The 25842-nt window shown below is 31.4% G+C and carries 26 protein-coding genes; 24 read left to right on the top strand and 2 right to left on the bottom strand.

What is annotated here, in order from left to right; translation table 11 throughout:
- Window positions 1–175: 175 nt before the first annotated feature.
- Window positions 176–1069 (bottom strand): nuclease-related domain-containing protein, encoded by an 894-nt coding sequence (locus LQ668_RS02670; RefSeq protein WP_208143950.1) that lies wholly within the window; start codon window positions 1067–1069, stop codon window positions 176–178.
- 278 nt (window positions 1070–1347) lie between these two features.
- Here LQ668_RS02670 and LQ668_RS12455 point away from each other — a divergent pair, with 278 nt between their 5' ends.
- The 14 genes from LQ668_RS12455 to LQ668_RS02605 all read left to right on the top strand — a co-directional run bounded on the left by LQ668_RS12455 (window position 1348) and on the right by LQ668_RS02605 (window position 15266).
- Complete coding sequence (locus tag LQ668_RS12455; RefSeq protein WP_078356097.1) at window positions 1348–1464, top strand: LPXTG cell wall anchor domain-containing protein; 117 nt, start codon at window positions 1348–1350, stop codon at window positions 1462–1464.
- A 99-nt stretch (window positions 1465–1563) separates the two neighbouring features.
- Window positions 1564–2052: a peptide deformylase gene (def, locus tag LQ668_RS02665; protein WP_078356098.1), complete on the top strand. Its 489-nt coding sequence runs from the start codon at window positions 1564–1566 to the stop codon at window positions 2050–2052.
- Window positions 2045–2977 (top strand): methionyl-tRNA formyltransferase, encoded by a 933-nt coding sequence (gene fmt, locus LQ668_RS02660; RefSeq protein ID WP_218702753.1) that lies wholly within the window; start codon window positions 2045–2047, stop codon window positions 2975–2977. The genes def and fmt overlap by 8 nt, the downstream gene beginning before the upstream one ends.
- On the top strand, window positions 2974–4284 hold the full coding sequence (rsmB, locus tag LQ668_RS02655) for a 16S rRNA (cytosine(967)-C(5))-methyltransferase RsmB (RefSeq protein WP_078356100.1): 1311 nt from the start codon (window positions 2974–2976) through the stop codon (window positions 4282–4284). Before fmt ends, rsmB begins: the two co-directional genes overlap by 4 nt.
- A gap of 1 nt (window position 4285) precedes the next feature.
- Complete coding sequence (gene rlmN / locus LQ668_RS02650) at window positions 4286–5377, top strand: dual-specificity RNA methyltransferase RlmN (protein WP_078356101.1); 1092 nt, start codon at window positions 4286–4288, stop codon at window positions 5375–5377.
- A 3-nt stretch (window positions 5378–5380) separates the two neighbouring features.
- Entirely contained in the window at window positions 5381–6127 is a 747-nt protein-coding gene (locus LQ668_RS02645) for a Stp1/IreP family PP2C-type Ser/Thr phosphatase (protein ID WP_107509144.1), read from the top strand.
- Entirely contained in the window at window positions 6124–8109 is a 1986-nt protein-coding gene (gene pknB, locus LQ668_RS02640; RefSeq protein ID WP_208143948.1) for a Stk1 family PASTA domain-containing Ser/Thr kinase, read from the top strand. The genes LQ668_RS02645 and pknB overlap by 4 nt, the downstream gene beginning before the upstream one ends.
- Window positions 8110–8268: 159 nt before the next feature.
- Window positions 8269–9465, top strand: coding sequence for a hypothetical protein (locus tag LQ668_RS02635; protein ID WP_218702755.1), 1197 nt, complete (start codon window positions 8269–8271; stop codon window positions 9463–9465).
- 76 nt (window positions 9466–9541) lie between these two features.
- Window positions 9542–10831 carry a cytochrome P450 gene (locus LQ668_RS02630; RefSeq protein ID WP_078356105.1) on the top strand — a complete coding sequence of 430 codons (1290 nt, stop codon included), beginning with the start codon at window positions 9542–9544 and terminating at the stop codon, window positions 10829–10831.
- 155 nt (window positions 10832–10986) lie between these two features.
- Complete coding sequence (locus tag LQ668_RS02625; protein WP_078356106.1) at window positions 10987–11667, top strand: response regulator transcription factor; 681 nt, start codon at window positions 10987–10989, stop codon at window positions 11665–11667.
- Window positions 11657–13042 (top strand): sensor histidine kinase, encoded by a 1386-nt coding sequence (locus LQ668_RS02620; RefSeq protein WP_218702756.1) that lies wholly within the window; start codon window positions 11657–11659, stop codon window positions 13040–13042. Before LQ668_RS02625 ends, LQ668_RS02620 begins: the two co-directional genes overlap by 11 nt.
- 57 nt (window positions 13043–13099) lie before the next feature.
- On the top strand, window positions 13100–13975 hold the full coding sequence (rsgA, locus tag LQ668_RS02615) for a ribosome small subunit-dependent GTPase A (RefSeq protein ID WP_078356108.1): 876 nt from the start codon (window positions 13100–13102) through the stop codon (window positions 13973–13975).
- The gene (gene rpe, locus LQ668_RS02610) at window positions 13975–14622 is read left to right on the top strand and encodes a ribulose-phosphate 3-epimerase (protein ID WP_078356109.1); all 648 of its coding nucleotides are present in this window, start codon (window positions 13975–13977) and stop codon (window positions 14620–14622) included. Before rsgA ends, rpe begins: the two co-directional genes overlap by 1 nt.
- A 2-nt stretch (window positions 14623–14624) precedes the next feature.
- Window positions 14625–15266: a thiamine diphosphokinase gene (locus LQ668_RS02605; RefSeq protein ID WP_218702757.1), complete on the top strand. Its 642-nt coding sequence runs from the start codon at window positions 14625–14627 to the stop codon at window positions 15264–15266.
- Window positions 15267–15320: 54 nt separating this feature from the next.
- On the opposite strand, the gene rpmB is transcribed toward LQ668_RS02605, so the two are convergent.
- Complete coding sequence (gene rpmB / locus LQ668_RS02600; protein ID WP_078356111.1) at window positions 15321–15509, bottom strand: 50S ribosomal protein L28; 189 nt, start codon at window positions 15507–15509, stop codon at window positions 15321–15323.
- Between the two features lie 311 nt (window positions 15510–15820).
- Here rpmB and LQ668_RS02595 point away from each other — a divergent pair, with 311 nt between their 5' ends.
- From LQ668_RS02595 to fabG, 10 genes are all read left to right on the top strand, one after another.
- Window positions 15821–16195: an Asp23/Gls24 family envelope stress response protein gene (locus LQ668_RS02595; protein WP_016911554.1), complete on the top strand. Its 375-nt coding sequence runs from the start codon at window positions 15821–15823 to the stop codon at window positions 16193–16195.
- 15 nt (window positions 16196–16210) lie between these two features.
- A complete protein-coding gene (gene fakA, locus LQ668_RS02590; RefSeq protein WP_078356112.1) occupies window positions 16211–17863 on the top strand; it encodes a fatty acid kinase catalytic subunit FakA in 1653 nt (550 codons plus the stop codon).
- A 131-nt stretch (window positions 17864–17994) separates the two neighbouring features.
- Window positions 17995–18657: an L-serine ammonia-lyase, iron-sulfur-dependent subunit beta gene (gene sdaAB / locus LQ668_RS02585; RefSeq protein ID WP_239775891.1), complete on the top strand. Its 663-nt coding sequence runs from the start codon at window positions 17995–17997 to the stop codon at window positions 18655–18657.
- A 16-nt stretch (window positions 18658–18673) separates the two neighbouring features.
- Entirely contained in the window at window positions 18674–19543 is an 870-nt protein-coding gene (sdaAA, locus tag LQ668_RS02580) for an L-serine ammonia-lyase, iron-sulfur-dependent, subunit alpha (protein ID WP_078356114.1), read from the top strand.
- 162 nt (window positions 19544–19705) lie between these two features.
- Window positions 19706–21745 carry an ATP-dependent DNA helicase RecG gene (recG, locus tag LQ668_RS02575; RefSeq protein ID WP_078356115.1) on the top strand — a complete coding sequence of 680 codons (2040 nt, stop codon included), beginning with the start codon at window positions 19706–19708 and terminating at the stop codon, window positions 21743–21745.
- Between the two features lie 58 nt (window positions 21746–21803).
- A complete protein-coding gene (locus LQ668_RS02570; protein WP_078356116.1) occupies window positions 21804–22424 on the top strand; it encodes a class A sortase in 621 nt (206 codons plus the stop codon).
- Between the two features lie 154 nt (window positions 22425–22578).
- Window positions 22579–23148 carry a transcription factor FapR gene (gene fapR, locus LQ668_RS02565; RefSeq protein ID WP_078356372.1) on the top strand — a complete coding sequence of 190 codons (570 nt, stop codon included), beginning with the start codon at window positions 22579–22581 and terminating at the stop codon, window positions 23146–23148.
- Window positions 23141–24127: a phosphate acyltransferase PlsX gene (gene plsX / locus LQ668_RS02560; RefSeq protein ID WP_107509151.1), complete on the top strand. Its 987-nt coding sequence runs from the start codon at window positions 23141–23143 to the stop codon at window positions 24125–24127. The genes fapR and plsX overlap by 8 nt, the downstream gene beginning before the upstream one ends.
- On the top strand, window positions 24120–25040 hold the full coding sequence (gene fabD, locus LQ668_RS02555) for an ACP S-malonyltransferase (RefSeq protein ID WP_078356118.1): 921 nt from the start codon (window positions 24120–24122) through the stop codon (window positions 25038–25040). The genes plsX and fabD overlap by 8 nt, the downstream gene beginning before the upstream one ends.
- Complete coding sequence (gene fabG, locus LQ668_RS02550; protein WP_239700376.1) at window positions 25040–25777, top strand: 3-oxoacyl-[acyl-carrier-protein] reductase; 738 nt, start codon at window positions 25040–25042, stop codon at window positions 25775–25777. The genes fabD and fabG overlap by 1 nt, the downstream gene beginning before the upstream one ends.
- Window positions 25778–25842 lie beyond the last annotated feature (65 nt).

Genomic DNA, 25842 nt, shown 5'->3' with positions numbered 1-25842 from the left:
TCACCTCTACAATTTTTCTTAGTCGATTACATTGTACTAAAGTGAGCTATATATGGCTCTTATTTTATTACACAATTATATGGACATATTCGGCGTTAGAAGCAAATTGAGAAGAAACTGCTGATAAGAGTGGTGTTAAAAGCAATTTGAGAAGAAACTGCTGATAAAGATATATCTATTTACTATCTAAAAAGAATTTTCTGTTTCTCCGTGTTAATGATAAAAAGTATTTCTTACAAACGCGTTCAATAGTATACTTTTTCACTGGATAACACCATGCTATAGCTTCTTCAAAAGTAAAACTGTCTCTCTTTATAATATAAAGCTCTTTTAAATTAAAGAATACTATATCTTCACATTTAATTTCCGACTTACAATATGAGCAACAATAAAGTGTTTTGTTATCTAATATTTTTATAGTATGCATTTTTCTACAGTTGGGGCATTTTATACCGGCATACTTTAAATCATATTTTGTCGTAATGTCTTTTTGATAATAAGTGGAGTGTTTCGATTCATTTTCTAGAAGTAAATTCAATATTTGATGGTTATCATTTGGAAGTTGTGGTGATAGTATTTTTGAGATTTTATCTAATTCATGTGGAAGTATTATATTTTGATTTTTTGGCCATGTTCCTAAAGGGATTAAATGAGGATTAGTAAATACGATGTAAGATTCAATATCTAAAAATATTCCACATCTATGAAGTAATTTTTGAAGCTCATGCTTTATATTACGGACTTGGATTATAGGAGATTTGGTTATAATTCCATAATTATTTTTCAAAGTATCATGTTCAAAGTACCATTCGTCTTTATAATGTTTAACTTCAAAAACAACAAACTTATTACTAGTAGCAACTAGAAAATCTATTTGAACATGATTAGTAGAACCAAATTCGAATGAGTGAATATAATAAATATTATTGAGAGAATTTAACATAGCAGTAAAATATTTCTCACCCTCCTCTCCATTATGATAAGTAATTAAAAAATTTCTTTCCTCTTTACTTAATAAAGTTCTTCCTTCCAGTGCAGTTACGTATTTAATATAATCGTTAGCTTTCATATGACTATCCTTTCTATATTGTTATAAAAAAAGTAGATTTACTTATAATTAGATTGTATAATATTATATAATTAACATCTACAATAAAATTCCATTTTTAATAAATAATAGGTATACATAGAAATCACCTTGAGACATAAAAATATGTTTAGGGATTAAAATCCAAATTCAAAGGTGTGAAGTGTTCGTATGTATAAGCAATTAATACTATCTTCTATTTTATGTTTCTAAACGTAGAACGAATGACTTGTTCGTCGGTCATCATTCAAGACCATTAGATGGTTTTACCTAATACAGGTGAAAGTGAAAATGGTATAATCCAATTTGCATTATTCTCACTTGTGATTTTATCTTTAGTTTGTGTGACAACTTTTTTAAAGAGAACTCAAAATTAAACAAATGTAATTAGCGATGGAGGATAAATATTCTCTGTCGCTTTTTATGTTGATTTACGTTATAATTATACGATGAGTTTTTAAAAAGGAGCGATAGAGATGGCTGTAAAACCACTTGTTACGGTACCAAATCCAATATTAAATAGAGAAGTTAAAGATGTTGTTACTTTCGATGAATCTTTAAAAGAATTGATTTCTAACTTAGAGGACACAATGTATGAAAATGATGGGGTAGGTATTGCTGCTCCTCAAATTGGTGTTGATCTTAAAGTTGCGATTGTTGATATGGAGCAAGAGGGTATTTTGCAGCTTATCAATCCAACAATTGTTTCTCAATCTGAAGAAACTGAAGCAGATGTAGAAGGTTGCTTGAGTGTTCCGGGTGTTTTTGGGGAAGTTAATAGAAGTAAAATGATTGTTGTTAATAGTAATGACTTGAATGGAAATAGTGTTGAATTAACGGCATACGATGATGTTGCTAGAATTATTTTACATGAGGTCGATCATTTATATGGTGAGTTGTTTACTGATAAAATGACGAGAGAAGTTAGTGAAGAAGAACTAGAGGAGATGTATAAGGATGAGTAAAATCGTATTCATGGGTACGCCAGATTTTTCTACAGGTATTTTAGAAATGCTTATTGAAGATAATGAAGTCATTGCTGTTGTTACTCAGCCAGATCGTCCTGTAGGTCGTAAGAAAGTACTAACGCCACCTCCAGTAAAAGAAGTAGCAATCAAACATAATATTCCTGTTTATCAACCTGAAAAATTAAATCATTCTTCTGAATTAGAAGAAATTATAAATTTAAAGCCTGATTTAATTGTGACTGCTGCTTTCGGGCAATTGTTACCAAAATCATTACTTGATGCACCGAAATATAAAGCAGTTAATGTACATGCTTCTCTATTGCCTAAATATAGAGGTGGAGCACCAATACATTATGCAGTGATGAATGGTGAAAAGAAAACGGGTGTCACAATTATGTATATGGCTGAAAAGCTAGATGCAGGTAATATCATTAGTCAAGATAAGATAATCATTAAAGAGAACGATACAGTAGGGGATGTTCATGATCAACTAGCAGTACTTGGTACAGAGTTATTGAAACGAACTTTACCTACTATTTTTAATGGAACGAACGAAAGTACACCTCAAGATGAATCTTTAGTAAGCTTTGCTTCTAATATTTCAAGAGAAGATGAAAGAATTGATTGGTCACAAGATGCTCAATCAATTCACAATCATATAAGAGGACTATCTCCATGGCCAGTTGCTTACACGACGATGAACGATAAGAATTTAAAACTTTGGAGAAGTGAAATTGTTGAAAATGTTAAAGGTGAACCTGGTGAAATTGCAGAAACGACAAAAGACTCTATAATTGTTGCAACTGGATCTGACAATGGTGTGGCTTTAACAGAAATACAATTAGCGGGTAAAAAACGCGTTAAAACACGTGATTACTTGAGCGGATTACAATCAAAAATTGATGGGACTAAACTAATATGATGAAAAACAATGTAAGATATGTTGCATTAACGATTCTAGACGATGTATTAACTGGAGAAGCATACAGTAATCTACAACTTAATGAAGCAATAAAAAATGAAGCAATTTCTAAAAAAGATGTAGGACTACTAACTGAACTAGTATACGGAACACTACAAAGAAAGCTTACTTTAGAATACTTAATAGAGCCATTTATTCAAACCAAGTTAAAAGGTTGGATGAAACGTTTATTAACAATGAGCGCATATCAGTTTGTGTATTTGGATAAAGTACCTGACCATGCAATAATTAACGAGGCAGTTAATATTGCAAAAGTACGAGGTGATTTGCATAATAGTAAAGCTATTAATGCAATTCTTAGAAACTTTATGTCATCTCCGCTAAGAACTTTAGATGAAATTAAACATGATGATAAACGATTATCTATTGAAGGAAGCGTACCACTTTGGTTAACTAAACATTGGATTACACATTTTGGTTATGAGAAGACAAGAGAAATGTGTTTATTAAGTTTAACGCCTCCAAACACTACTGTCAGAGTCAATACGACAAGAATATCGGTTGAAGATGCAGTTGAAAGATTACAAAGTAATGGTTATACTGTCGAAATAGATAAAGATATCGAAAGATGTTTACACATTAAAGGTGAACCAATCGTCAATGATCGATTATTTAAAGATGGGTTGTTATCTGTTCAAGATAAGAGTTCAATGTTCGTAGCAGAAATTTTAAATCCAAAAGAAAACAGTACTGTATTAGATACATGTAGTGCACCTGGCGGAAAGACTTGTCATATTGCAGAAATGATGAACCAAACTGGCCAAGTTGATGCATATGATATTCATCCCCATAAAATAGATTTAATTGATTTTAATGTCAAAAAATTAAGATTAGAAAATGTTACAACAGATGTTCATGATGCAACTAAACCATTTGATAAGACATATGATTATGTACTAGTTGATGCTCCTTGTAGTGGATTCGGTGTTATGAGAAGAAAGCCAGAAATTAAATATGATAAAACTGCTAAAGATGTAGAATCATTATGGCATTTACAATTAGAAATATTGGAAAATGCAAGTAAATCTCTAGCACCTGGTGGAGAGCTTGTATACTCAACTTGTACGATTGAACAAATGGAAAATGAAAATGTTGTTTATTCATTTTTAAAAGCAAATCCAGAGTTTGAGTTTGCTCTATTTAATGATCCAAGAACCAATCAAGAAACAAAAACATTACAGTTATTACCGCAAGATTATAATTCAGACGGATTCTTTATTACTAAAATTAAGAGAAAGGAAAGATAATATGCCAGCGATACAGAAAAAGCGCAATAAATTTATGCCAAACTTCGAAAGACCTTCAATATACTCTTTACAGTTAGGAGAATTAGAAGATTGGTTGATTGATCAATCAGAACCGAAGTTTAGAGCTAAACAAATCTTTGATTGGTTATACGTTAAAAGAGTAGATGCTTTTAGTGAAATGACTAATTTATCAATAGAATTAAGAGAAAAATTAGTTCAATCATTTGAAATTACAACGTTAGAAGTAGCTGTTAAACAAGAAAGTAAAGACGGTACAATTAAATTCCTATTTGAATTACAAGATGGATATACTATTGAAACAGTTTTAATGAGACATGAATACGGAAACTCAGTATGTGTAACAACACAAGTAGGCTGTAGAATAGGTTGTACATTCTGTGCATCTTCTATAGGTGGGTTAAAACGTAATCTTGAAGCAGGAGAAATTGTGGCTCAAGTATTAACAGTTCAAAAAGCTTTAGATGAATCAGATGAACGTGTAAGCCAAGTTGTAATTATGGGAATTGGTGAACCATTTGAAAATTATGATGAAATGATGGGCTTCTTAAAAATTATTAATCATGATAAAGGCTTGAATATCGGTGCACGTCATATTACAGTATCTACATCAGGTATCATTCCTAAAATTTATGATTTCGCAGATGAATCTCTTCAAATTAATTTTGCGGTAAGTTTACACGCTGCAGATAATGAAACACGTTCAAGATTAATGCCAATAAACAGAGCTTATGATTTAGATAAATTAATGGAAGCTATAGAATATTATGTTAGTAAAACAAACAGAAGAATCACTTTTGAATATGGCTTATTTGGTGGCGTAAATGACCAAGTACATCATGCAAAAGCTTTAGCAAAATTAATCAAAAATTTAAATTGTCATGTTAACTTAATTCCAGTAAATCATGTACCTGAACGTGATTATGTTAAGACTTCAAAAGAAGATATCTTTAAATTTGAAAAAGAATTAAAAAGAAATGGCATAAATGCTACAATTAGACGTAATCAAGGTGCAGATATCGATGCTGCATGTGGTCAACTAAGAGCAAAAGAGCGAAAAGAAGAAACGAGGTAAGAAATCATGGAAGCACGTTTTTTTACAGATGTCGGTCAATTTCGAGAACAAAATGAAGATGCAGGTGGTATCTACACGAACCAAACTGGGCAAGTCCTATTAGTGATTTGTGATGGAATGGGTGGACATGCTGCAGGTGAAGTTGCAAGTCAATTTGTGAATGATTCACTAAAGGATAGATTCGAAGAAGAAAATTATATTGAATATGACCATGCTGAAGATTGGTTGAAATCCAATCTTGCAGATATTAATAGACAATTATATAACGAGTCTATGAACAACGAAGAATTTAGAGGCATGGGTACAACTTGTGTTTGTATAATTGTATATGAAAAAGATATCGTTGTTGCTAATATAGGTGATTCACGTGCTTACCTGATTAACAGTCGTGAAATGATGCAATTAACAAATGATCATACATTTGTTAATCATCTTGTTACGATTGGAGAAATATCTAAAGAAGAGGCTTTTACACATCCTCAAAGAAATATAATAACGAAAGTAATGGGTACAGATAAACGAGTTAAGCCAGATGTTTTTTACTATAACACTAAATATTATGACTATCTTTTATTAAATTCTGATGGTTTAACTGATTATTTACGTGAAGATGATGTACAACAAATTATTATGACTCATAAAGGTTCAACGGAAGATATAGGTGAAACACTTATAGAAGAAACCATTGAAGCTGAAGGTAAAGATAATATTTCTTTAGTATTATACCCATTTGAAGGTGGGAAAATATGATAGGTCGCATAATCGCCGGTCGCTATGAATTTGTGAAATATCTAGGTGGCGGTGGCATGAGTAATGTTTATTTAGCAAAAGATAACATCTTAAACCGTGATGTAGCGGTTAAAGTCATCAACATACCGCCATATGAAAAAGAAAAAGCAGTTGAACGTTTTGAAAGAGAAGTTCAGAACACAACTATTTTGAGTCATAATAATATTGTGAATGTGTTGGACGTTGAAGAAGATGATAATTGTTATTACTTAGTTATGGAATATATAGATGGTCCTACATTAAAGGAGTATTTATGTAAAGAAGGTAAGTTATCTGCAGAAGAAGCGGTAGAAATGACGCTTCAAATATTAAAAGGCATTGCACATGCACATCATCATCGAATTATTCATAGAGATATAAAACCACAAAATATTTTAATGACTAAAAAGGGTACTTTAAAAATATTAGATTTCGGTATAGCTAGAGCTTTAAGTGAAACTGCATTGACTGAAACGAATCATGTAATGGGATCAGTTCAATATTTATCTCCTGAACAAGCTAAAGGTCAATCTACTGATGAATCATCTGATATATATTCAATTGGTATCGTATTATTTGAATTGTTAACAGGACATCCGCCATTTAATGGAGAAACACCTGTAAGTGTTGCAATTAAACATATTCAAGAAGAACTGCCTTTTGTTCGAAATGAACGACCATCAGTACCTCAAAGTTTAGAAAACGTTATAATGAAAGCAACACAAAAAGAAAAAGCTTTAAGGTATCGTGATACTAATGAAATGTATAATGATTTATTAACGGCTTTAGATGAAGAGCGTAAAGATGAAACACCAAGATACGAATCGAGTTCTGAAACAAAGACAATACCTGTCGTAAAAACTGATGACAATGGAGACCAAACCAAGACAGTTCCAGTTGCAGATACAGGTCACAGTACTTCAAACAGTGTAAATCAAGAAAATGAAAAACCTAAACATAAAAGAAATAAATGGTTAATTGTCTTTGTACCAATTCTTTTATTATGTATGCTAGTTGGAGCAATAGGATTTGCTTTAACGGCACCTAAATATGAAGACGTACCAAACTTACTAGGCAAATCTAGAGGTGAGGCAACTGCTTTATTAAATGAAAAAGGATTGCGTAAAGGAAAAATCACTGAAGACTATAGTAATAACTTCAAAGAAGGCGAAGTTATGAAAGTTACACCTAAAGTAGGTACGAAAGTAAAAGAAATGTCTAAAGTTGATTTAGTTATTTCAAAAGGTGTTAAGACATTTACAATAGAGGATTACGTCGGTAAATCAGCTGATAATACTAAAAAGCAATTAGAGAAGCAAGGCTTTGAATCTGTTCGAATAAAAGAAGAATATGACAAAGCTGAAAATGGTACAATTATTAACCAAAATGTTGAACCAGGTAGTAAAGTAGTGCCTAAAGACACGATGATTATATTAACAAAATCAATAGGTGTACAACAAGAATATGTTAAAGACTATACTGGTGAAGAGGTTGCGACAGCAACTTCTGAACTAGAATCATTAGGATTTAAAGTTGAAACTAATGAGGTTGACAGTGAAGAATCAAAAGATACTGTAGTTAAGCAGTCATTTAAAAATGGTCAACTACCTGTTGAATCCACGATATATCTTGATGTGTCAAAAGGCAAAGACTCTAACAAAGACAAATCTGATGATAAGCAAGATGACAAATCTGATGATAAAGACAGTCTTAGAGACAAGACTTATACTCAATCTGTTTATATACCTTTTACAGGATCAGATAAGAATAAAGGTCAAAAAGTAGAAATTTTTGTAAAAGATAAAACTAATGATATAAAAGAAGTATCTGATTCATTTACTATTAAGAAAGATACAACGAAAAGTATTGATTTCACGATTCCTAAAGGTGAATCAGCTGAATATCGTGTAGAAGTAGACGGTAAAGAAATAGAAAGCAATACAATCGATTACGATGATTTTTAATTAATAATATAGCTATTTTCATAACTTGCCAATGTCTTGATATCATCCTTTTTAGACATGTTAGTTGTGGAAGTAGCTTTTTTTATAATTTTTTATATTTTTAATTGATTTAATAAGCGGTTATTAGTAAAATTTAGAAAATGAATCCGAGGTGAAAATATGCTTCCATATGTATCTTTGTATGAATATATGCACAAACAGGTTGAACATGCTATTCAAAATATTGATGAGAAGTATAATATCTATGACGAATATAAAAATATCGTTACTTCACCACAATTAACGGACCAAGTATTTATAGAAGTAATGAATAATTATTTCTTTGATATTGGTCTATTTAATACGAATATAAAATCTTTAAAAGAACCTGAAAAACAAGTTGGCATTAAAGTTAGAGCAACTAAAGATTCGCTTGTAGTAACAGAAGTTATAAATGATATTCGCTTTGTATTAGGCGATGAAATTGTAACATTATCTGGAGATCCTATAGAATTTTGTAGGAAGCGATATAAACGTTTGTTAGGCGATGAACCTTATCATCGTGAAGAATGGGAACATATTTTGACGTTTCAAAGTGAAGTGGATGTAAAGAGAAGCAATCAGTATTATCATTTTGAATTGAAAAAGTATCAATTAAATGATGAGGCTTCGATCAATGTGTATATTAAAGAAAATACACCTATTGCAGAGTTTGTTGGTAATATTACGTTTGAACAAACTGTGGAAGCTTTATATCAATTATCCAAAATTAAACAGTCATCAAAGGATATAATATTTGATTTTAGGAAAGCAACTTTTGATAAATTAAGTATTGCAGAATTTCTTATTCCATATTTTTATGAAATTGGCAATCAAGAAACAATATTAACTAGTGACACACATATAGTGATTGACCGTGAACGACATAAATCGTTATATAAACAAAAAATAGAACGAATTTTTAAACAATGCGAAGAAATGAATGAACAAGCATTTTATCAAAATTTAATGGATCAACCTTCAGGTAACTGGGAATATTTTGATGACAATAAAATCGACTTTATTGGTTTAAGTCGTTTTGAAAAAATAACGATTTTAATTGATAAAGATACTGAAAATGCAGCTGAATGGTTAGTTTATAAAGTATCAAATTCGGGAATTGTTAATCTTGTAGGACGACCAACTAAAGGTAATTTGAAATTTTTTAATTTAGTAGATGAAGTTATAGACCAAAGATTTGTATTAACGTTTCCTGTCGAGAATGTGAACAATGAAATAAAAGATGAAGTTATATACCCGGAAATATTAATCGAATGGTCAAAAAGACACGCAATTGTAGATAAAGATATAAAATTTTCAATTGATAATAGTAGTTGATTGATTATTTTCCAAGAAAATGAAATAATATGTAAGTATATGAAATTTACAATAATTTTTAGGGGGCAATGATTTTATGGGTAAGCAAATACCAAAAGATCGAGGGCTTGATAGTACATTTAAAGTTTTAAAAGAAGGATATAATTATGTGCCTAGTAGACTTGAAAAATTTGATTCTAATATTTTCGAATTAAGAGCTTTAGGCGGAAGAAGAACAGTAGTAATTAGCGGTAAAGAAGCTGCAGAGCTTTTTTATAACAATGAGTTAATTGAAAGACAAGGAACATTACCTAAACGTGTTGTAAATACTTTATTCGGTAAAGGTGCTATACATACTACTGGTGGTAAAAAACATATAGACCGTAAAGCTCTATTTATGTCTTTAATGACTGAAGAGAACTTAGACTACTTAAGAGAACTTACACGTAGTACTTGGTTTATGAATACTGAACGTATGGAAAGAATGGATGAAGTAAATGTTTATAAAGAATCTATAGTCTTATTAACTAAAGTAGGATTTAGATGGGCTGGTATCATTGCTTCTCCAGAAGAAATTGAAAGCTGCGCGAAAGATATGGATACAATGATAGATTCATTTAAAAATATCGGTACAGCATTTAAAGGTTATAAAGAAGCTAAACAAGCTAGAGCTAGAGTTGAAACTTTCCTTGAAAATCAAATTATTGCGGTACGTGAAGGCAAATTAACGCCTCCACAAGGTACAGCTTTACATGAATTTAGTCATTGGGAAGATTTCGAAGGTAACTTAATGGATTCTAGATTATGTGCTATTGATTTAATGAACGTAGTACGTCCTCTAGTAGCGATTAACCGTTTCGTTAGCTTTGGTGTTAAAGCGTTACATGACTATCCAGGAGAAGCTGAAAAAGTCTTCAATAACGAAGATGACTATGCTTATAAATTTGTGCAAGAAGTAAGAAGATTCTATCCTTTCGTGCCATTCTTACCTGGTAAAGCGGCAGTTGATATTGAATTTGATGGATATACTATTGAAAAAGATACTTTCTTAATAATGGATATTTACGGAACATTGCATAAAGAAGGTTTATGGGAAAATCCTGAAAGATTCTATCCTAACCGTTTCAGTGATTGGGATGGTAGTCCGTTTGATTTAATTCCACAAGGTGGCGGAGATTATAATACAAATCACCGTTGTGCTGGTGAATGGATGACAATCATCATTATGGAAGAATCAATGAAATACTTCGCAAGAAATATTTCATATGATATGAAACAAGACCAAGATTTATCTGTGAAATTAAACAAATTACCTGGTCGAGTTGTAAGTGGAACAATTATTGAAAATGTAAATGCGTTAGTTAACCGTAACGTAGAATCTGTTTAATAACTTTACGCTATTTCAAATAGTTAAATGTAATTGGCTACCAACAAAAAATATAATTTGTTGGTAGTCTTTTTTTAAGTGAAGCGTTATATATTTGAGTTTTTTGTAATAAATACACAACATATTTGGTATCATTATAGGAAAGAGGTGATAACATGGTAACTTGTTTAGTAGTCGATGATGATCGATTTATATTAAATGATTTGAAAAGAGAAATAGAACGTGAAAATATAAATGTTGTAACTAGCCTCAGCGGAGAAGAAGCATTGGAAGTTGTTGAACATAAATATATAGACTTAGCTGTTGTAGATATTATGATGCCAGGTATGAATGGTTTTGAATTATGCCAAACGCTTAAAGAAAGTTTTGATATTCCAGTTATCATGTTAACTGCTAGAGATGAACTGAGTGATAAAGAAAATGCTTTCTTAGCCGGAACAGATGATTATGTCACTAAGCCATTTGAAATGAAAGAGCTTCTCTTTAGAATTAAGGCTGTTTTAAGAAGGTTTAAAATTAATTCTTCAAGTGAATTAAAAATAGGAAACACGCTTGTGAATTCTGTTGATATGGAAATAACAATTAACCAGAAATCAATGCTGCTACCTAAAAAAGAATTTGCACTTTTGGATTATTTAATGAGAAATAAAGATAAAGTATTGCAAAGAGATAAAATTATTGAGGTCGTATGGGGCATAGATTTTGAAGGTGATGAACGAACACTTGATGTCCATATAAAGCGATTAAGAAAAAGACTAGAAAAGTTGGAGAGCGATGTCTTGATAAAAACAGTGAGAGGCGTTGGTTACAAGGCGGTGCTTGAAGATGAAGTTTAAATCATTAGCACAGCGCATTACAATTTATACAATCGTAGTTATGGCAGTCAGTTCAATTTTAGGGTTTATTCTGACAAATATATACTATCACATAGATTTAAAAGAAAAGAATGACTATAAAGTTACAAAAACTTTAAAACAAGTTCAAAAGTATATTGATAAAGATAATGAATTGGATTTGAATGCATATTTACAACATTTAAGTGAACTGCATTATCAAGCTATTTTATACGATGATAAGATGGAAGCAACATATTATGGTGATCATTTTAGAAAATATAATTTAAATGAGAAAGCTGTTAAACAAGTATTGAGTAGTAACACGTATCATGGAATAAAAGAACGCCCATTTAATATTTTTATAACAGGGTTCTTTGACAATGAAACACGAAATACTGTTGGTGTGAAATTAGAGCATCAAGGAGCGGAATATGCTCTGTTTTTAAGACCAAGTGTCGGCTTAATGCTAGGTGAATTTAGAATATTTTTAGCGATTTTACTTGTGCTATTGGTCATTATTTCATTAGTGTTAGTGATGTTTTCAAGTCACTCACTTGCTACGCCAATCAGAAGATTAATGAAGACGACAGAGTCATTAGGTAAAGGTGATTTTGATGTGCAAATTAAAGTAACAAGAGACGATGAAATCGGAATTCTACAATATAGATTTATTGAAATGAGAGACGAGTTAAAACAACTTGAAACAATGCGCCAATCTTTTGTACAAAACGTATCTCACGAAATAAAATCCCCATTACAATCTATTCTAAGTTTGTTAAGAGAACTAGAATACGAAGAAGTTGAAAGTAAAAGAGTACAAATCATAGAGGATATATACGGTAGAGCATATCGCTTAAGTAATTTGACGAAACAACTATTATTATTATCTGAATTAGATAATAGCGAACACCTTTCATTTAATGAGACTGTTGAATTAAATAAAGTAATGAAAGAAGTCGTCAGAAATTTAAATTATTTATTAGACGAGAAAGAAGTATCTATAATTTTTGATATGAAAGAAATAGTAATTCAAGGTAATAATAAATTGTTATACCAAGCATTTTATAATATTTTAAATAATGCGATTAAATATTCTCCAGAATATAGCATGATTCAAATTAAAGTATTTCAACAAGATGGCTTTATAACTGTAGCAATCATTGATGAAGGTTATGGAATGTCACAAGAACAATTAAGTCAGATTAAAGATAGATTTTATAAAGGTGATCAATCACATAATGTGCATGTTGATAGTAATGGTCTAGGTTTATCGATTGTTGATTCAATTGTTGAACATCATGATGCTCATATTTTCTTTAATAGTGAAGTTGATAAAGGTACTAAAGTTACAATTTTGTTCAAAAATAATGTGTGATGACTATAAAGTTATCCTCATTTGGTATAATAAAAATAAAGTGAGGCAGGTGTTATATTGAAAACTGGTCGTATAATAAAATCAATTAGTGGCGATTATTCAGTTCAAACTAGTGATGGCGTATATATTACAAAAGCTAGAGGTTTATTTCGAAAGAAGAAAATGTCTCCAGTAGTAGGAGATATAGTAGATTTTCAAGTTGAAAATAAGACTGGTGGTTATATTCATCATATCCATACAAGAGAAAATATTTTATTAAGACCACCTGTTTCTAATATAGACAGAGTCATTGTAGTGATTAGTGCGATTGAACCTGAATTTAGTCAACAATTGTTAGATAGATTTTTAGTAGTGGTACATTCATATCATATTACCCCTATAATATGCGTCACTAAAAAAGATTTAGCAAATAAAGTTGAAATTAGTAAAATAGAAGAAATATTAAAAAATTATGAAGAAGTCGGCTATGAAACACTATTTGTTGGTGAAGACGATGATTTAACACAATCTATTAAACCGTTAATCAAAGGTATAATTGTATTAAGTGGACAATCAGGTGTCGGTAAATCAACAATTATGAATCGTCTATTTAAAGATTTAAACTTGGAAACAAATAAAATATCAAAAGCACTTAATAGAGGTAAACATACGACAAGACATGTAGAATTGTATGAAATGGAAGATGGTTACTTAGCGGATACACCTGGCTTTAGTGCTTTAGATTTCTCTCATATAGAAAAAGAAGAGTTGGCTGACCTGTTTCCAGAATTTGAAGCGATCAAGTCAGAATGTAAATTTAGAAATTGTACACATATTAACGAACCAAAGTGTGCAGTAAAAGAACTTATCGAAGAAAAAGAATTTTATAAATTAAGATATAAGCACTATTTAACATTGTTTGAAGAAATTCAAAATAGAAAGGTAAGATATTAATGGTTAAAATAGCACCTTCACTTTTAGCATGTGATTTTGCAATATTGAAAGAAGAAGTAACGAGCGTTAAAGAATCTGGAGCAGAGATACTTCATTTTGATGTAATGGACGGTCAATTCGTACCAAATATTTCTATTGGATTACCAATCTTAGAATCATTGAGAAAAGTAACAGATATGACAATTGATACACATTTAATGATTGAAAATCCAGAACAAATGATCGATTTATTTTGTGAAGCAGGAAGTGATATGGTATCTGTACATTATGAAGCAACAAACCATATTCATAGAGCAATTCAACAAATTAAGTCACATAATAAATTAGCAGGTGTTGTTATTAACCCTGGTACACCTGTAGTACTATTATCTCAAATACTAGTTGATGTAGACTTCGTACTTATCATGACGGTAAACCCTGGTTTTGGTGGACAAGGATTTATTGAAAGTACATTAGATAAAATAACTTGGTTAAATCAATATAGAAAAGATAATAATTTAAACTATGAAATAGAAGTAGATGGTGGCATAAACGATCAAACAGGAAAATTATGTAAAGATCAAGGAGCAGATATTTTAGTTGCAGGATCTTATTATTTCAAACATGAAGACTATAAAGAACCAGTTCGTAAATTAAAGGGTGAATAATTTTGAAAGTGAATTTATTATGTAGTTTACGTAATGTAGATGAAAGTGTTTTTCTAGAACAACAATCTGACTGGATAGGTGTAGATAGAGGTACTTTAGAATTATTAAATCATCAAATAAAACCTATAGCAGCAGTTGGTGATTTTGACTCAGTCACAGAGAAAGAGTTAAATCAAATAAAAGAACAAATTGAAATTGACCCAGTAAAAAAGGAAAAAGATGATACAGATTTAGCATTAGCAGTTAATCTTGCAGTCGAATTAGGTTACTCTGAAATTAAGATATATGGAGCAACTGGTGGTCGCTTAGATCACTTTATGGGTGCAATTCAAATATTAACTAAACCAGAATTTTTAGCAGATGATATTAAAATATCTCTAATTGATCATCAAAATATAATTAATGTTTTGAAACCGGGGAATCATAGAATTTCACAAAATGAGGGTATGAAGTATATCTCTTTTGTACCTTTAACATCAAATATTCGTGTGAAATTAGAACAATTTAAATATGAATTACCATATACAACTTTAGAACAAGGTTCGACTTTGACTATTAGTAATGAGTTTAAAGAAGGGTTTGAACAGCCTAAAGTAACAGTTGAGCTTGGAAATATATTAGTGATTCAAAGTAAAGATAAATAAAAAAAGAGAACCTTCCACACAAAGGTTCTCTTTACTATATGTGACTTATATTCATTAAACGCGTGTAACTTTACCTGATTTAAGAGCACGAGCAGAAACCCATACACGTTTAGGTTTACCGTCAACTAAAATTCTAACTTTTTGTAAGTTAGCGTTCCAACGACGTTTGTTAGCATTTAATGCGTGAGAACGATTATTACCCGTTCTAGCTTTACGACCTGTTACGAAACATTCTTTAGCCATAAATATCCTCCTTTAATGAAATATAAATACACATTTATTTACGTTTACACACTTTAATAATATAACACGCAGGTATAATTTATTCAACGGATTTTTTACAAAAAACAGAAAAAATAATAACAAATTTCGGAAAAAGTGTTTTAAAGTTCGATTTATTTGTTATAATGATATCTTGTGAAAACGTTGTATAAAATAACGTGAATAAAATTATGAATTCTTGCGATTTGAGTATGTTATTAAGTATAATTAAACAGAACATATAAAAGTAAAGATAGTTATTTATAACTTAGATGTGTAGGAGGGACGTAATCATGACTTTAGAAATTACAAATGAGTATGGAAGTATCGATATTTCAAATGATGTTATCGCAACACTTGCTGGCGGAGCTGCAGTAGAATGTTATGGTATCGTAGGAATGGCAAGTAAACACCAAGTAAGAGATGGAATTGCTGAAATTCTAGGACGTGACAATTATGCCAAAGGTGTTATTGTATCTCAAAATGAAGGTGTACTTGATGTAGATATGTATATAATTGTGAGTTATGGTACGAAAATCTCAGAAATAGCAAACAATGTCCAATCTGCTGTTAAATATACTTTAGAACAATCATTAAATTTAAAAGTCAACGCAGTAAACATATATATCCAAGGTGTTAGAGTTATTAATGATGATGAGGAAGCATAGGGAGGCAATTAGAGTATGAAAAAGATTGACGGCAAATTGTTTGCTGACATGATCGTTCAAGGATCAGACAGTTTATCAAACAATGCAGACTTTGTAGATTCTTTAAACGTATTTCCAGTTCCAGATGGAGATACAGGTACAAATATGAATTTATCTATGTCATCTGGTGCTGCTGAGGTGAAATCTCAAGATAGCGCACATATCGGTGAAGTGGGTAAAGTATTTTCAAAAGGTTTATTAATGGGAGCAAGAGGTAACTCAGGTGTTATCTTATCTCAATTATTTAGAGGATTCTCAAAATCAATTGAGAATGAAAGTGAAATTGACGCTAAACAATTTGCTAAAGCTTTCCAGTCTGGTGTTAACACTGCTTATAAGGCTGTTATGAAGCCAGTAGAAGGAACTATTTTAACTGTAGCGAGAGTTGCAGGTGAAGCAGCTATGAATTCTTCAGAAACGACAGATGATATCATTACAATTATGGAAGCTGTAATTGAACAAGGACAAAAAGCGTTAGAAAATACACCCAATCAATTGCCTGTACTTAAAGAAGTCGGTGTAGTTGATAGTGGTGGACAAGGCTTGATGTTTGTATACGAAGGCTTCTTAGCAACTTTAAAAGGTGAAAAAATTGAACCTAATAAAGAAAAAGTTAATACTGATGAATTTATAAATGATGACCACGATTTTGGTGGTGTTATGAATACAGAAGACATCGTATTTGGTTATTGTACTGAAATTATGGTTCGCTTTGGAAAAGATAAAAAACCTTTCAATGAAGACCAATTTAGAGAAGATATGAGTCAATTTGGTGATTCTTTATTAGTGATTTCAGATGATGAAATCGTTAAAATTCATGTGCATTCAGAAACTCCGGGAGAAGTGCTTACATATGGCAGCCAGTACGGAGAACTTATCAAAATTAAAATCGAAAATATGCGTGAACAACATAGAGAAGTACTTAGAAAAAGTGCAGATAAGAAAATTAAGCAAGAACAGCAACAAGAAGCTGTAGACACAGCTATTATTACGATTTCTATGGGCGAAGGTATAACTAAGTTATTCAAATCACTTGGTGCTACACATGTAATAAGTGGTGGCCAAACAATGAATCCTTCAACAGAAGATATCGTAAAAGTTGTTAAACAATCTGGTTGTAAAAATGCAATCATATTACCAAATAATAAAAATATTATAATGGCAGCTGAGCAAGTAGGACATTTAGTTGATATTCCAGTAGCTGTTGTGACTTCAAAAACAGTTTCTCAAGGACTTTCAGCGATGTTAAACCTTAATTTAGAACAATCAATTGAAGAAAACAAAGCTCAAATGGAAGAAGCGATGAGTTTTGTTAAATCTGGATCTGTAACTTATGCTGTTAGAGATACAAATATTGATGGTATAACTATTAAAAAAGGCGAATACATGGGAATACATGAAAGCAGTATTAAAGTAAGTGATGCTGATCATCTTTCAGTTAGTAAGAAATTAATCGATGAAATGATTGATGAAGATAGTGAAATCCTTACAATTATAAAAGGTGAAGATGCTTCTGATGACGAAGTTGCTCAATTAGAATCATACATTGAAGAAAACTATGAAGACGTTGAAGTAGAAGTACATCAAGGTGATCAACCGATCTATTCATTCTTATTCTCAGTAGAATAATTTTGTTAAATAAAAAAACAACAATGTTAAACAAAAAGCATTGTTGTTTTTTATATTCTAAAACGCTTACAAAATGTATTAAAATTGTTATAATGATAAGGTGAAATTAAAAGAGAAGCGAGTGATTATTGATGAAATATAGAAGTGTCTTTGACATTATAGGTCCTGTCATGGTTGGACCATCTTCATCACATACTGCAGGAGCAGTTAGAATTGGTTTGATAGCTAGAGGGTTATTTGATGGGAAACCAGATCATATAGATATATATTTGTACGGGTCTTTTATGGAAACATATAAAGGTCATGGAACAGATGTTGCACTTGTTGGAGGTGTTTTAGGTTATGATACTGATGACGACAGAATTAAAACGAGCTTAGAAGAAGCTGAACAACAAGGAATAGATGTTAACTTTATCGAAATGTTCGAGGAAAGATCGCATCCTAATACTGCAATAATAAGTATGAGAAATAAAGAAATGGAAATTTCAGTTGAAGGTATTTCTATTGGTGGCGGTAAAGTGGAAATCGTTGCAATAAATGGTTTCCAAATCGCGATCAGTGGGAATTATCCAGCATTATTAGTATTCCATAATGATACGTTTGGTACGATTGGAAAAGTTACAAATGTATTTGGTGATCATCAAATTAATGTTGGAAGTATGCAAGTTGCCCGTAAAGAAAAAGGTGAACTTGCTTTAATGACTTGTGAACTAGACGATGATATCCCAGAAGATGTATTAGGGAAAATAAAAGATATCGATGGTGTACAAACAGTGTCATTAATGGGGGAATAATAGAAGGAGGGTTATCATGTTCCAAAGTGTGAAAGAACTTATAGAAATTTGTGAACGAGAAAATAAAAAAATATACGAAGTCATGATTGAACAGGAAATGCGTGTTTCGAAGCTCTCCAAAGAAGAAATATATCAAAATATGGAACGCAATTTAGATACAATGGAAAAAGCGATAGAACGTGGGATTAATGGTGTATCATCTACAACTGGATTAACAGGCATGGATGCTGTATTATTACAAAAATATTTAGAAAGTGGTCAGTCACTTTCAGGTGATTTAATGATTGATGCTGTTAGCAAAGCAGTAGCTACAAATGAAGTTAATGCAGCAATGGGTAAAATTTGTGCAACACCTACAGCAGGTTCGGCAGGCGTCGCTCCTGGTGTGTTGTTTGCACTTAAAAAAAGATTGAATCCAACTAGAGAAGATATGATTCATTTCTTATTTACAACAGGTGCTTTTGGTTTTGTCGTTGCAAATAATGCATCTATTTCTGGCGCAGCAGGTGGATGTCAAGCAGAAGTTGGTTCTGCAGCTGCAATGAGTGCAGCTGCAACAGTGGAAATGGCTGGAGGTACACCTCAACAATCTGCAGAAGCATTTGCAATTAGTTTAAAAAATATGCTCGGACTTGTTTGTGACCCAGTTGCAGGATTAGTAGAAGTTCCTTGTGTTAAAAGAAATGCAGCAGGTGCATCAAATGCAGTTATTTCAGCTGATATGGCATTAGCAGGTGTGAAATCAAGAATACCTACTGATGAAGTAATAGAAGCTATGTATAAAATTGGGCAAACAATGCCATCAGCTCTACGTGAAACAGGACGTGGTGGTTTGGCAGGTACGCCGACAGGTGAAAGATTAAAACAAGAAATATTTGGTAACTAGAATGGATATTTAGAGGCTATGACAAAACTTTATTGTCACAGTCTCTTTTTTGTTTATATATAAGGTTAATTGTTCTACACAATTGTTTGTAAAATGAATTCGATTGGTTAATCATAAATATTTGTTCTATAATTAGAGTATTAATTAATATAGGTGATAAAAATGAGAAAGCAACATCTGATATATACAGACCATACACTGCAAGAACTTAAAGGTGTTGGACCGAAAAGTCTTCAGCTGTTAAATGAATTAAATATTTATACTTTAGAAGACCTTGTACTGTATTTACCAACTCGTTATGAAGATGAATCAGTCATCAATTTAAATGAAGCTAATGATGGTGATGTTGTAACAGTTATAGGAGAAGTATATTCTAGTCCAACTGTTGCATTTTTTGGTAGAAATAAATCAAAATTAACATGCCATATGATGATAGATAATATAGCTGTAAAAGTAACATTCTTTAATCAACCATATTTGAAAAAAAGACTCATAATGGGTGAAACGGTAACGGTGAAGGGCAAATGGGAACAAAAGAAACAAGTTATAACAGGTCAAAAAGTTATGGCGGAAAAAGAAGATGGTGGCAATGCATTAACCCCTATATATAGATCGAAAGAGGGGCTTAAACAAAAGCAACTTAATAAATATATAGAGCAAGCATTAAGTCTAGTTGATATAGACGAATGGTTATCTCCAGAATTAATGACAAAATATAAATTAATGTCATTAAAAGATGTCATACCTATATTACATAAACCTGTACAGTTTGAGCATTTAAAATTAGCTCGTCGTACATTTTCATTTAATGAGTTATTTCTATTTCAGCTCAAAATGAAGTGGTTAAGTAAATTGGAGAAAGAATCTAATAAAATTGAAGGACTCAATTATGACGTGAATGAAGTGAAATCATTTATTGAAACATTGCCTTTCGAACTAACAGATGCTCAAAAAAATAGCGTGAATGAAATTTTTAGAGATTTAAAAGCCCCTATTAAAATGCATCGATTATTACAAGGTGATGTAGGATCAGGTAAGACGGTTGTTGCAGCTATAGCAATATATGCTATGTATAATGCTGGTAAACAAAGTGCTTTAATGGTTCCAACAGCTATACTTGCTGAACAACATGCAATTAGCTTAGATGAATTGTTTGGTGGAAAGTTAAATGTAGCCTTATTAACAAGTTCAGTTAAAGGTAAAAAAAGAAAAATACTTTTAGAGCAGTTAGAAGCTGGAGAAATTGATATTTTAGTGGGTACACATGCATTAATACAAGATGATGTATCATTTAATGAAATAGGTTTAGTTATTATTGACGAACAACATCGCTTTGGTGTGAATCAAAGGAAAAAGTTAAGAGAAAAAGGTGCTGATACAAACGTGTTGTTTATGACTGCAACACCAATACCTAGAACTTTATCAATATCAGCATTTGGAGAAATGGACGTTACTTCAATCAAACAAATGCCTAAAGGTCGTAAAGAAATTATAACATCATGGGCTAAACATGATGAGATAGATAATGTGTTAAATAAACTCAATAGTGAAATCGTAAAGGGACGTCAAGCGTATGTTATATGTCCATTGATTGAAGAGAGTGAAGCACTTGATGTTCAAAATGTTGTAGCAATATATGAACAGTTGCAGTTAAGATTTGGTTCTGAAAAAGTAGGACTTGTTCATGGGAAAATGCATGCTGACGATAAAGATGAAATTATGAATAAATTTAGCAATAATGAAATAGCAATTTTAGTATCTACAACGGTTGTTGAAGTAGGTGTAAACGTCCCTAATGCAACATATATGGTCATTTATGATGCGGATCGATTTGGTTTATCTACACTACATCAATTACGAGGAAGAGTAGGTCGTAGTCATCACCAAAGTTATTGTACTTTAGTTGCATCTCCAAAAACTGAAAGTGGAGTAGAACGTATGCATATTATGACTGAATCAACTGATGGATTTTACTTATCTGAAAGAGACTTAGAAATGAGAGGTCCGGGTGATTTCTTTGGTGTAAAACAAAGTGGATTGCCAGACTTTAGAGTTGCAAATATTGTTGAAGATTATAGAATGTTGGAAGTCGCTAGAGATGAAGCAAGTGAATTAGTTCAGTCGGGTGAATTTTTTAAACCACAATATGATAAGTTAAGAATGCTTGTTCAAGAATCTATGGAAGAACAAAATTTTGATTGACATCAATAGATGGATTGTATAAATTTGAATTACCATAATTTGAGAGTAGGTAAGATACATGAGGTGGGTTTTAAAAATTATAGGAATTTTATTAATCATTACAGCTATTTCAATATTTTTCTGGAATGATATTAGAACTTACTTTACAGAACGCGTTAATGATAAAGTGATTGAATCATATGAAAATCAAAATGATAAAGTTAAAGTGAATCCGATTGAATCGTGGATTACGAAGACTGAAACGAATAAACTCAAAGTTAATGATAATATGGTTGGCTATTTAAAAGTGCCATCTGCAGATATATCTGAGCCTATATTTAAAGGTCCAGCAACGGAACAGAATTTGAAAAATGGTCTGTCATTAGTTGATGAAAATGAACAACTTAATGAGCAAAATGTTGCAATAGCTGGTCATCGTGTCGAAGGGGCAGGTATTAGATTTAATAATTTAGATAGAGCTAAAGTCGGAGATAGCGTTGAGCTCATTACAGTTAAAGGTACAAAAAAATACAAAATCAATAACATAAAAAATGTTAAACCTAGTCAAGTTGAAGTTTTGAATGAACACAAAGGTAAACCTAACCAATTAACATTAATTACTTGTGATACTTATAATCCTGAAACTTTATTATTTGAAGAGCGTATGATATATACTGCTGTAGAGGAAAAATCATCATAATTTATATTAAAAGAGTGAAAAATTAAATTTCACTCTTTTTTATTGTATTATTTGTTGAGTATATTGTTATACCCGTGTTAGTATAAATAAAGTAGGTCATGATAGCAGGTGCTAATTTTAGCTATAAGTACATAATAGAATGGATATGGATGAAATGAAATTATCGAAAGCAGATCGCCAGAAGGAATTAACAAATCGTTTGAAAGCAGAACCTTTCATAACTGACGAAACTTTAAGTGAATATTTTAAAGTAAGCATCCAAACTATTAGACTGGATAGAATGGAGCTAGGAATTCCTGAATTAAGACGACGTATTAAAGACGTAGCAACACAAAATCATGATGAAATTAAATCATTGCCCATTGAAGATGTAATAGGGGAAATTATTGATATTGAGCTGGATAAATCCGCTATATCAATTTTAGATATTAAAGAAGAACATGTGTTTACACGTAATAAAATTGCGAGAGGTCACTATTTATTTGCTCAAGCAAATTCGTTATGTGTAGCTTTAATCAATGACGAATTAGCATTAACTACTAAGAGTAATGTTCAATTCAAAAAATCAGTAAATTTAAAAGATAGAGTAATCGCTAAAGCTACTGTTATTAGTAAATCTAAACATATAGCTAAAGTTGAAGTAACAAGTACTGTTCATGGGGAACTCGTTTTCCAAGGACAATTTGAAATGTATTATTCGAACGAGGGTGAAAATAATGGTTAAAATTGCGATAGATATGATGGGCGGAGACGAAGCACCAGGTATCGTAATAGAATCGGTAAAAACAGCAATTCATGACTTTCCAGACTTAGAAATTTTATTGTATGGAGATGAAAAACAATATAACTATCAACATGAACGTATAACTTTTCAACATACAGATGAAGTGATAACTATGGATGATGAACCTGTAAGATCTATAAAGAAAAAGAAAAATTCATCTATGGTTTTGATGGCTAATGCTGTTAAAGAAGGAAAAGCAGAAGCGTGTGTATCAGCTGGTAATACGGGTGCGTTGATGAGTAGTGGATTATTTATTGTAGGTAGAATTAAAGGTATAGAAAGACCAGCGTTAGTAGCTACATTTCCTACAGTAACGGGAAAAGGATTTGTATTTTTAGATATCGGTGCAAACTCAGATGCTAAACCTGAACACCTAGTTCAATATGCAAAAATGGGTGAGATATATGCAAAACAAGTTAGAAAAATCGATAATCCTTCACTTGCCTTACTAAATATAGGTACTGAAGAATCTAAAGGTAATGCTGTAACTAAAAAAACATATCAATTATTAAAAGAAGAAAAATTTGATAATTTTATTGGTAATGTTGAGTCAAAATCTTTACTTTTAGATGCATGTGATGTTGTTGTGTCAGATGGATATAACGGGAATTTGGTATTAAAAACAATAGAAGGTACAGCAACTGGTATATTTAAAATGTTAAAAGAGGCAATGACTGCATCAACTAAAAATAAACTAGCTGCACTTACCTTGAAAAAAGATTTTAAAAAAATTAATGATAAAATGGACTATGCCGAATATGGTGGTTCCGTTCTATTAGGACTGAATGGTATCGTCGTAAAAGCACATGGATCATCAAACGAACGAGCTTTTTATAATGCGATTAAACAAGCTAAACTAGCTGCAGATACTAAAATAGTAGATAAAATGAAGAAAGCAGTAGGTGAAATAAATGAGTAAAGTTGCCATTATGTTTCCAGGTCAAGGCTCTCAAAAAGTAGGGATGGCCGAGGATTTATATCAAAAAGAAATTAATTCAACATCCATTTTAGATAGAGCAAATGAATCATTATCTTTTGATTTGCTTGAAATAATGTTTAAAGATCCAGAAGAAATTTTAGGTTTAACAGAATATACTCAACCAGCTTTATTAACACATAGTTCAGCACTAATGAACGCGTTGGAAAATTTAAATTATGACTTTGCTTTAGGACATAGTTTAGGGGAATATTCAGCATTAGTATCAGAAGGTGTATTAAAATTTGAAGATGCAGTTCAAATTGTACATAAACGTGGTACATTAATGTCTGAAGCTTTTCCACAAGGCGTAGGTTCTATGGCTGCAGTCTTAGGACTAAATATTGATGAAGTAAGAGCTATATGTGAGCAATTATCTACAGAAGATAAATTAATTGAACCTGCAAATATTAATTGCCCTGGTCAAATTGTCGTATCTGGACATTCAGAATTAATAGATAAATTAGTCTCAGAAGGTAAATCACATGGAGCAAAGCGTGTTATGCCATTGAAAGTTTCAGGGCCATTTCACTCTTCAATGATGAAAACAATTGCTGAAGATTTTGAAAATTATATTGACCAATTTGAATGGAAAGATGCGAAACATCCAATCGTTCAAAATGTTTATGCAAAACCTGAAACAGACCATAAAGTAATAAAAGAAAACATGGTGAAACAATTATTTTCACCAGTAGAATTCAGTCAATCTATCGAATATTTAATTGATCAAGGTGTAGATCATTTTATTGAAGTAGGTCCGAATAAAGTTTTATCTGGTTTAGTCAAAAAAATTAGCCGAGATGTTAAAATAACATCAATTCAAACTATTGATGATATTAAAGGATGGAATGAATAATGACAAAAACAGCAATCGTAACGGGTGCTTCTAGAGGTATTGGTAGAAAAATCGCACTAGAACTTGGTAAAGAAGGCTATAACGTAGTCGTAAACTATGCAGGAAACAAAGAAAAAGCTGAACAAGTTGTTTCTGAAATAAAAGAATTCGGTGTAGATGCATTTGCTATACAAGCTAACGTTAGTGAAATTGATGAAGTAAAAGCTATGATTAAAGAAACTACGAATCAATTTGGAACAATTGATGTATTAGTAAATAATGCAGGTATTACAAAAGATAATTTATTGATGAGAATGAAACAAGATGAATGGGATGACGTAATTAACACAAATTTAAAAGGCGTATTTAACTGTGTTCAAGCAGTTACAAGACCTATGTTAAAACAAAAGTCAGGCCGTATTATCAACCTTTCAAGTGTCGTTGGTGCTTTAGGTAATCCTGGTCAAGTAAACTATGTTGCTACTAAATCAGGTGTAGAAGGTATGACAAGAACCTTCGCAAGAGAATTAGCATCAAGAGGTATAACTTGTAACGCTGTAGCTCCAGGTTTTATCGTTTCAGATATGACAAATCAACTATCAGATGATTTAAAAGAACAAATGAAGTCACAAATACCATTAGCAAGATTTGGTGAAGATAGTGATATTGCGAATACTGTTGCTTTCCTTGCAAGCGATAAAGCAAGTTATATAACAGGTCAAACAATTCATGTTAATGGCGGAATGTACATGCAATAGGATTTATTATATAGTAATACATGGTAGTAAGAGAAATTGTATTTCTTATTATATAGAATAGACAA

Origin of the sequence: Mammaliicoccus sp. K-M42 (genome assembly GCF_022386375.1) — a bacterium.
Classification (GTDB): Bacteria; Bacillota; Bacilli; order Staphylococcales; family Staphylococcaceae; genus Mammaliicoccus; species Mammaliicoccus fleurettii.
The sequence above is the reverse complement of the archived record's forward strand: the minus strand, read 5'-3'. Positions and strand labels throughout refer to the sequence as shown.

What these genes read in the sequence shown, in the direction of transcription:
- LQ668_RS02670 (WP_208143950.1), bottom strand. Translation starts at nt 1,069, where the DNA reads ATGAAAGCTAACGATTATATTAAATACGTAACTGCACTGGAAGGAAGA.
- LQ668_RS12455 (WP_078356097.1), top strand. Translation starts at nt 1,348, where the DNA reads ATGGTTTTACCTAATACAGGTGAAAGTGAAAATGGTATAATCCAATTT.
- def (WP_078356098.1), top strand. Translation starts at nt 1,564, where the DNA reads ATGGCTGTAAAACCACTTGTTACGGTACCAAATCCAATATTAAATAGA.
- fmt (WP_218702753.1), top strand. Translation starts at nt 2,045, where the DNA reads ATGAGTAAAATCGTATTCATGGGTACGCCAGATTTTTCTACAGGTATT.
- rsmB (WP_078356100.1), top strand. Translation starts at nt 2,974, where the DNA reads ATGATGAAAAACAATGTAAGATATGTTGCATTAACGATTCTAGACGAT.
- rlmN (WP_078356101.1), top strand. Translation starts at nt 4,286, where the DNA reads ATGCCAGCGATACAGAAAAAGCGCAATAAATTTATGCCAAACTTCGAA.
- pknB (WP_208143948.1), top strand. Translation starts at nt 6,124, where the DNA reads ATGATAGGTCGCATAATCGCCGGTCGCTATGAATTTGTGAAATATCTA.
- LQ668_RS02635 (WP_218702755.1), top strand. Translation starts at nt 8,269, where the DNA reads ATGCTTCCATATGTATCTTTGTATGAATATATGCACAAACAGGTTGAA.
- LQ668_RS02630 (WP_078356105.1), top strand. Translation starts at nt 9,542, where the DNA reads ATGGGTAAGCAAATACCAAAAGATCGAGGGCTTGATAGTACATTTAAA.
- LQ668_RS02625 (WP_078356106.1), top strand. Translation starts at nt 10,987, where the DNA reads ATGGTAACTTGTTTAGTAGTCGATGATGATCGATTTATATTAAATGAT.
- LQ668_RS02620 (WP_218702756.1), top strand. Translation starts at nt 11,657, where the DNA reads ATGAAGTTTAAATCATTAGCACAGCGCATTACAATTTATACAATCGTA.
- rpe (WP_078356109.1), top strand. Translation starts at nt 13,975, where the DNA reads ATGGTTAAAATAGCACCTTCACTTTTAGCATGTGATTTTGCAATATTG.
- rpmB (WP_078356111.1), bottom strand. Translation starts at nt 15,509, where the DNA reads ATGGCTAAAGAATGTTTCGTAACAGGTCGTAAAGCTAGAACGGGTAAT.
- LQ668_RS02595 (WP_016911554.1), top strand. Translation starts at nt 15,821, where the DNA reads ATGACTTTAGAAATTACAAATGAGTATGGAAGTATCGATATTTCAAAT.
- fakA (WP_078356112.1), top strand. Translation starts at nt 16,211, where the DNA reads ATGAAAAAGATTGACGGCAAATTGTTTGCTGACATGATCGTTCAAGGA.
- sdaAB (WP_239775891.1), top strand. Translation starts at nt 17,995, where the DNA reads ATGAAATATAGAAGTGTCTTTGACATTATAGGTCCTGTCATGGTTGGA.
- sdaAA (WP_078356114.1), top strand. Translation starts at nt 18,674, where the DNA reads ATGTTCCAAAGTGTGAAAGAACTTATAGAAATTTGTGAACGAGAAAAT.
- recG (WP_078356115.1), top strand. Translation starts at nt 19,706, where the DNA reads ATGAGAAAGCAACATCTGATATATACAGACCATACACTGCAAGAACTT.
- LQ668_RS02570 (WP_078356116.1), top strand. Translation starts at nt 21,804, where the DNA reads ATGAGGTGGGTTTTAAAAATTATAGGAATTTTATTAATCATTACAGCT.
- fapR (WP_078356372.1), top strand. Translation starts at nt 22,579, where the DNA reads ATGAAATTATCGAAAGCAGATCGCCAGAAGGAATTAACAAATCGTTTG.
- plsX (WP_107509151.1), top strand. Translation starts at nt 23,141, where the DNA reads ATGGTTAAAATTGCGATAGATATGATGGGCGGAGACGAAGCACCAGGT.
- fabD (WP_078356118.1), top strand. Translation starts at nt 24,120, where the DNA reads ATGAGTAAAGTTGCCATTATGTTTCCAGGTCAAGGCTCTCAAAAAGTA.
- fabG (WP_239700376.1), top strand. Translation starts at nt 25,040, where the DNA reads ATGACAAAAACAGCAATCGTAACGGGTGCTTCTAGAGGTATTGGTAGA.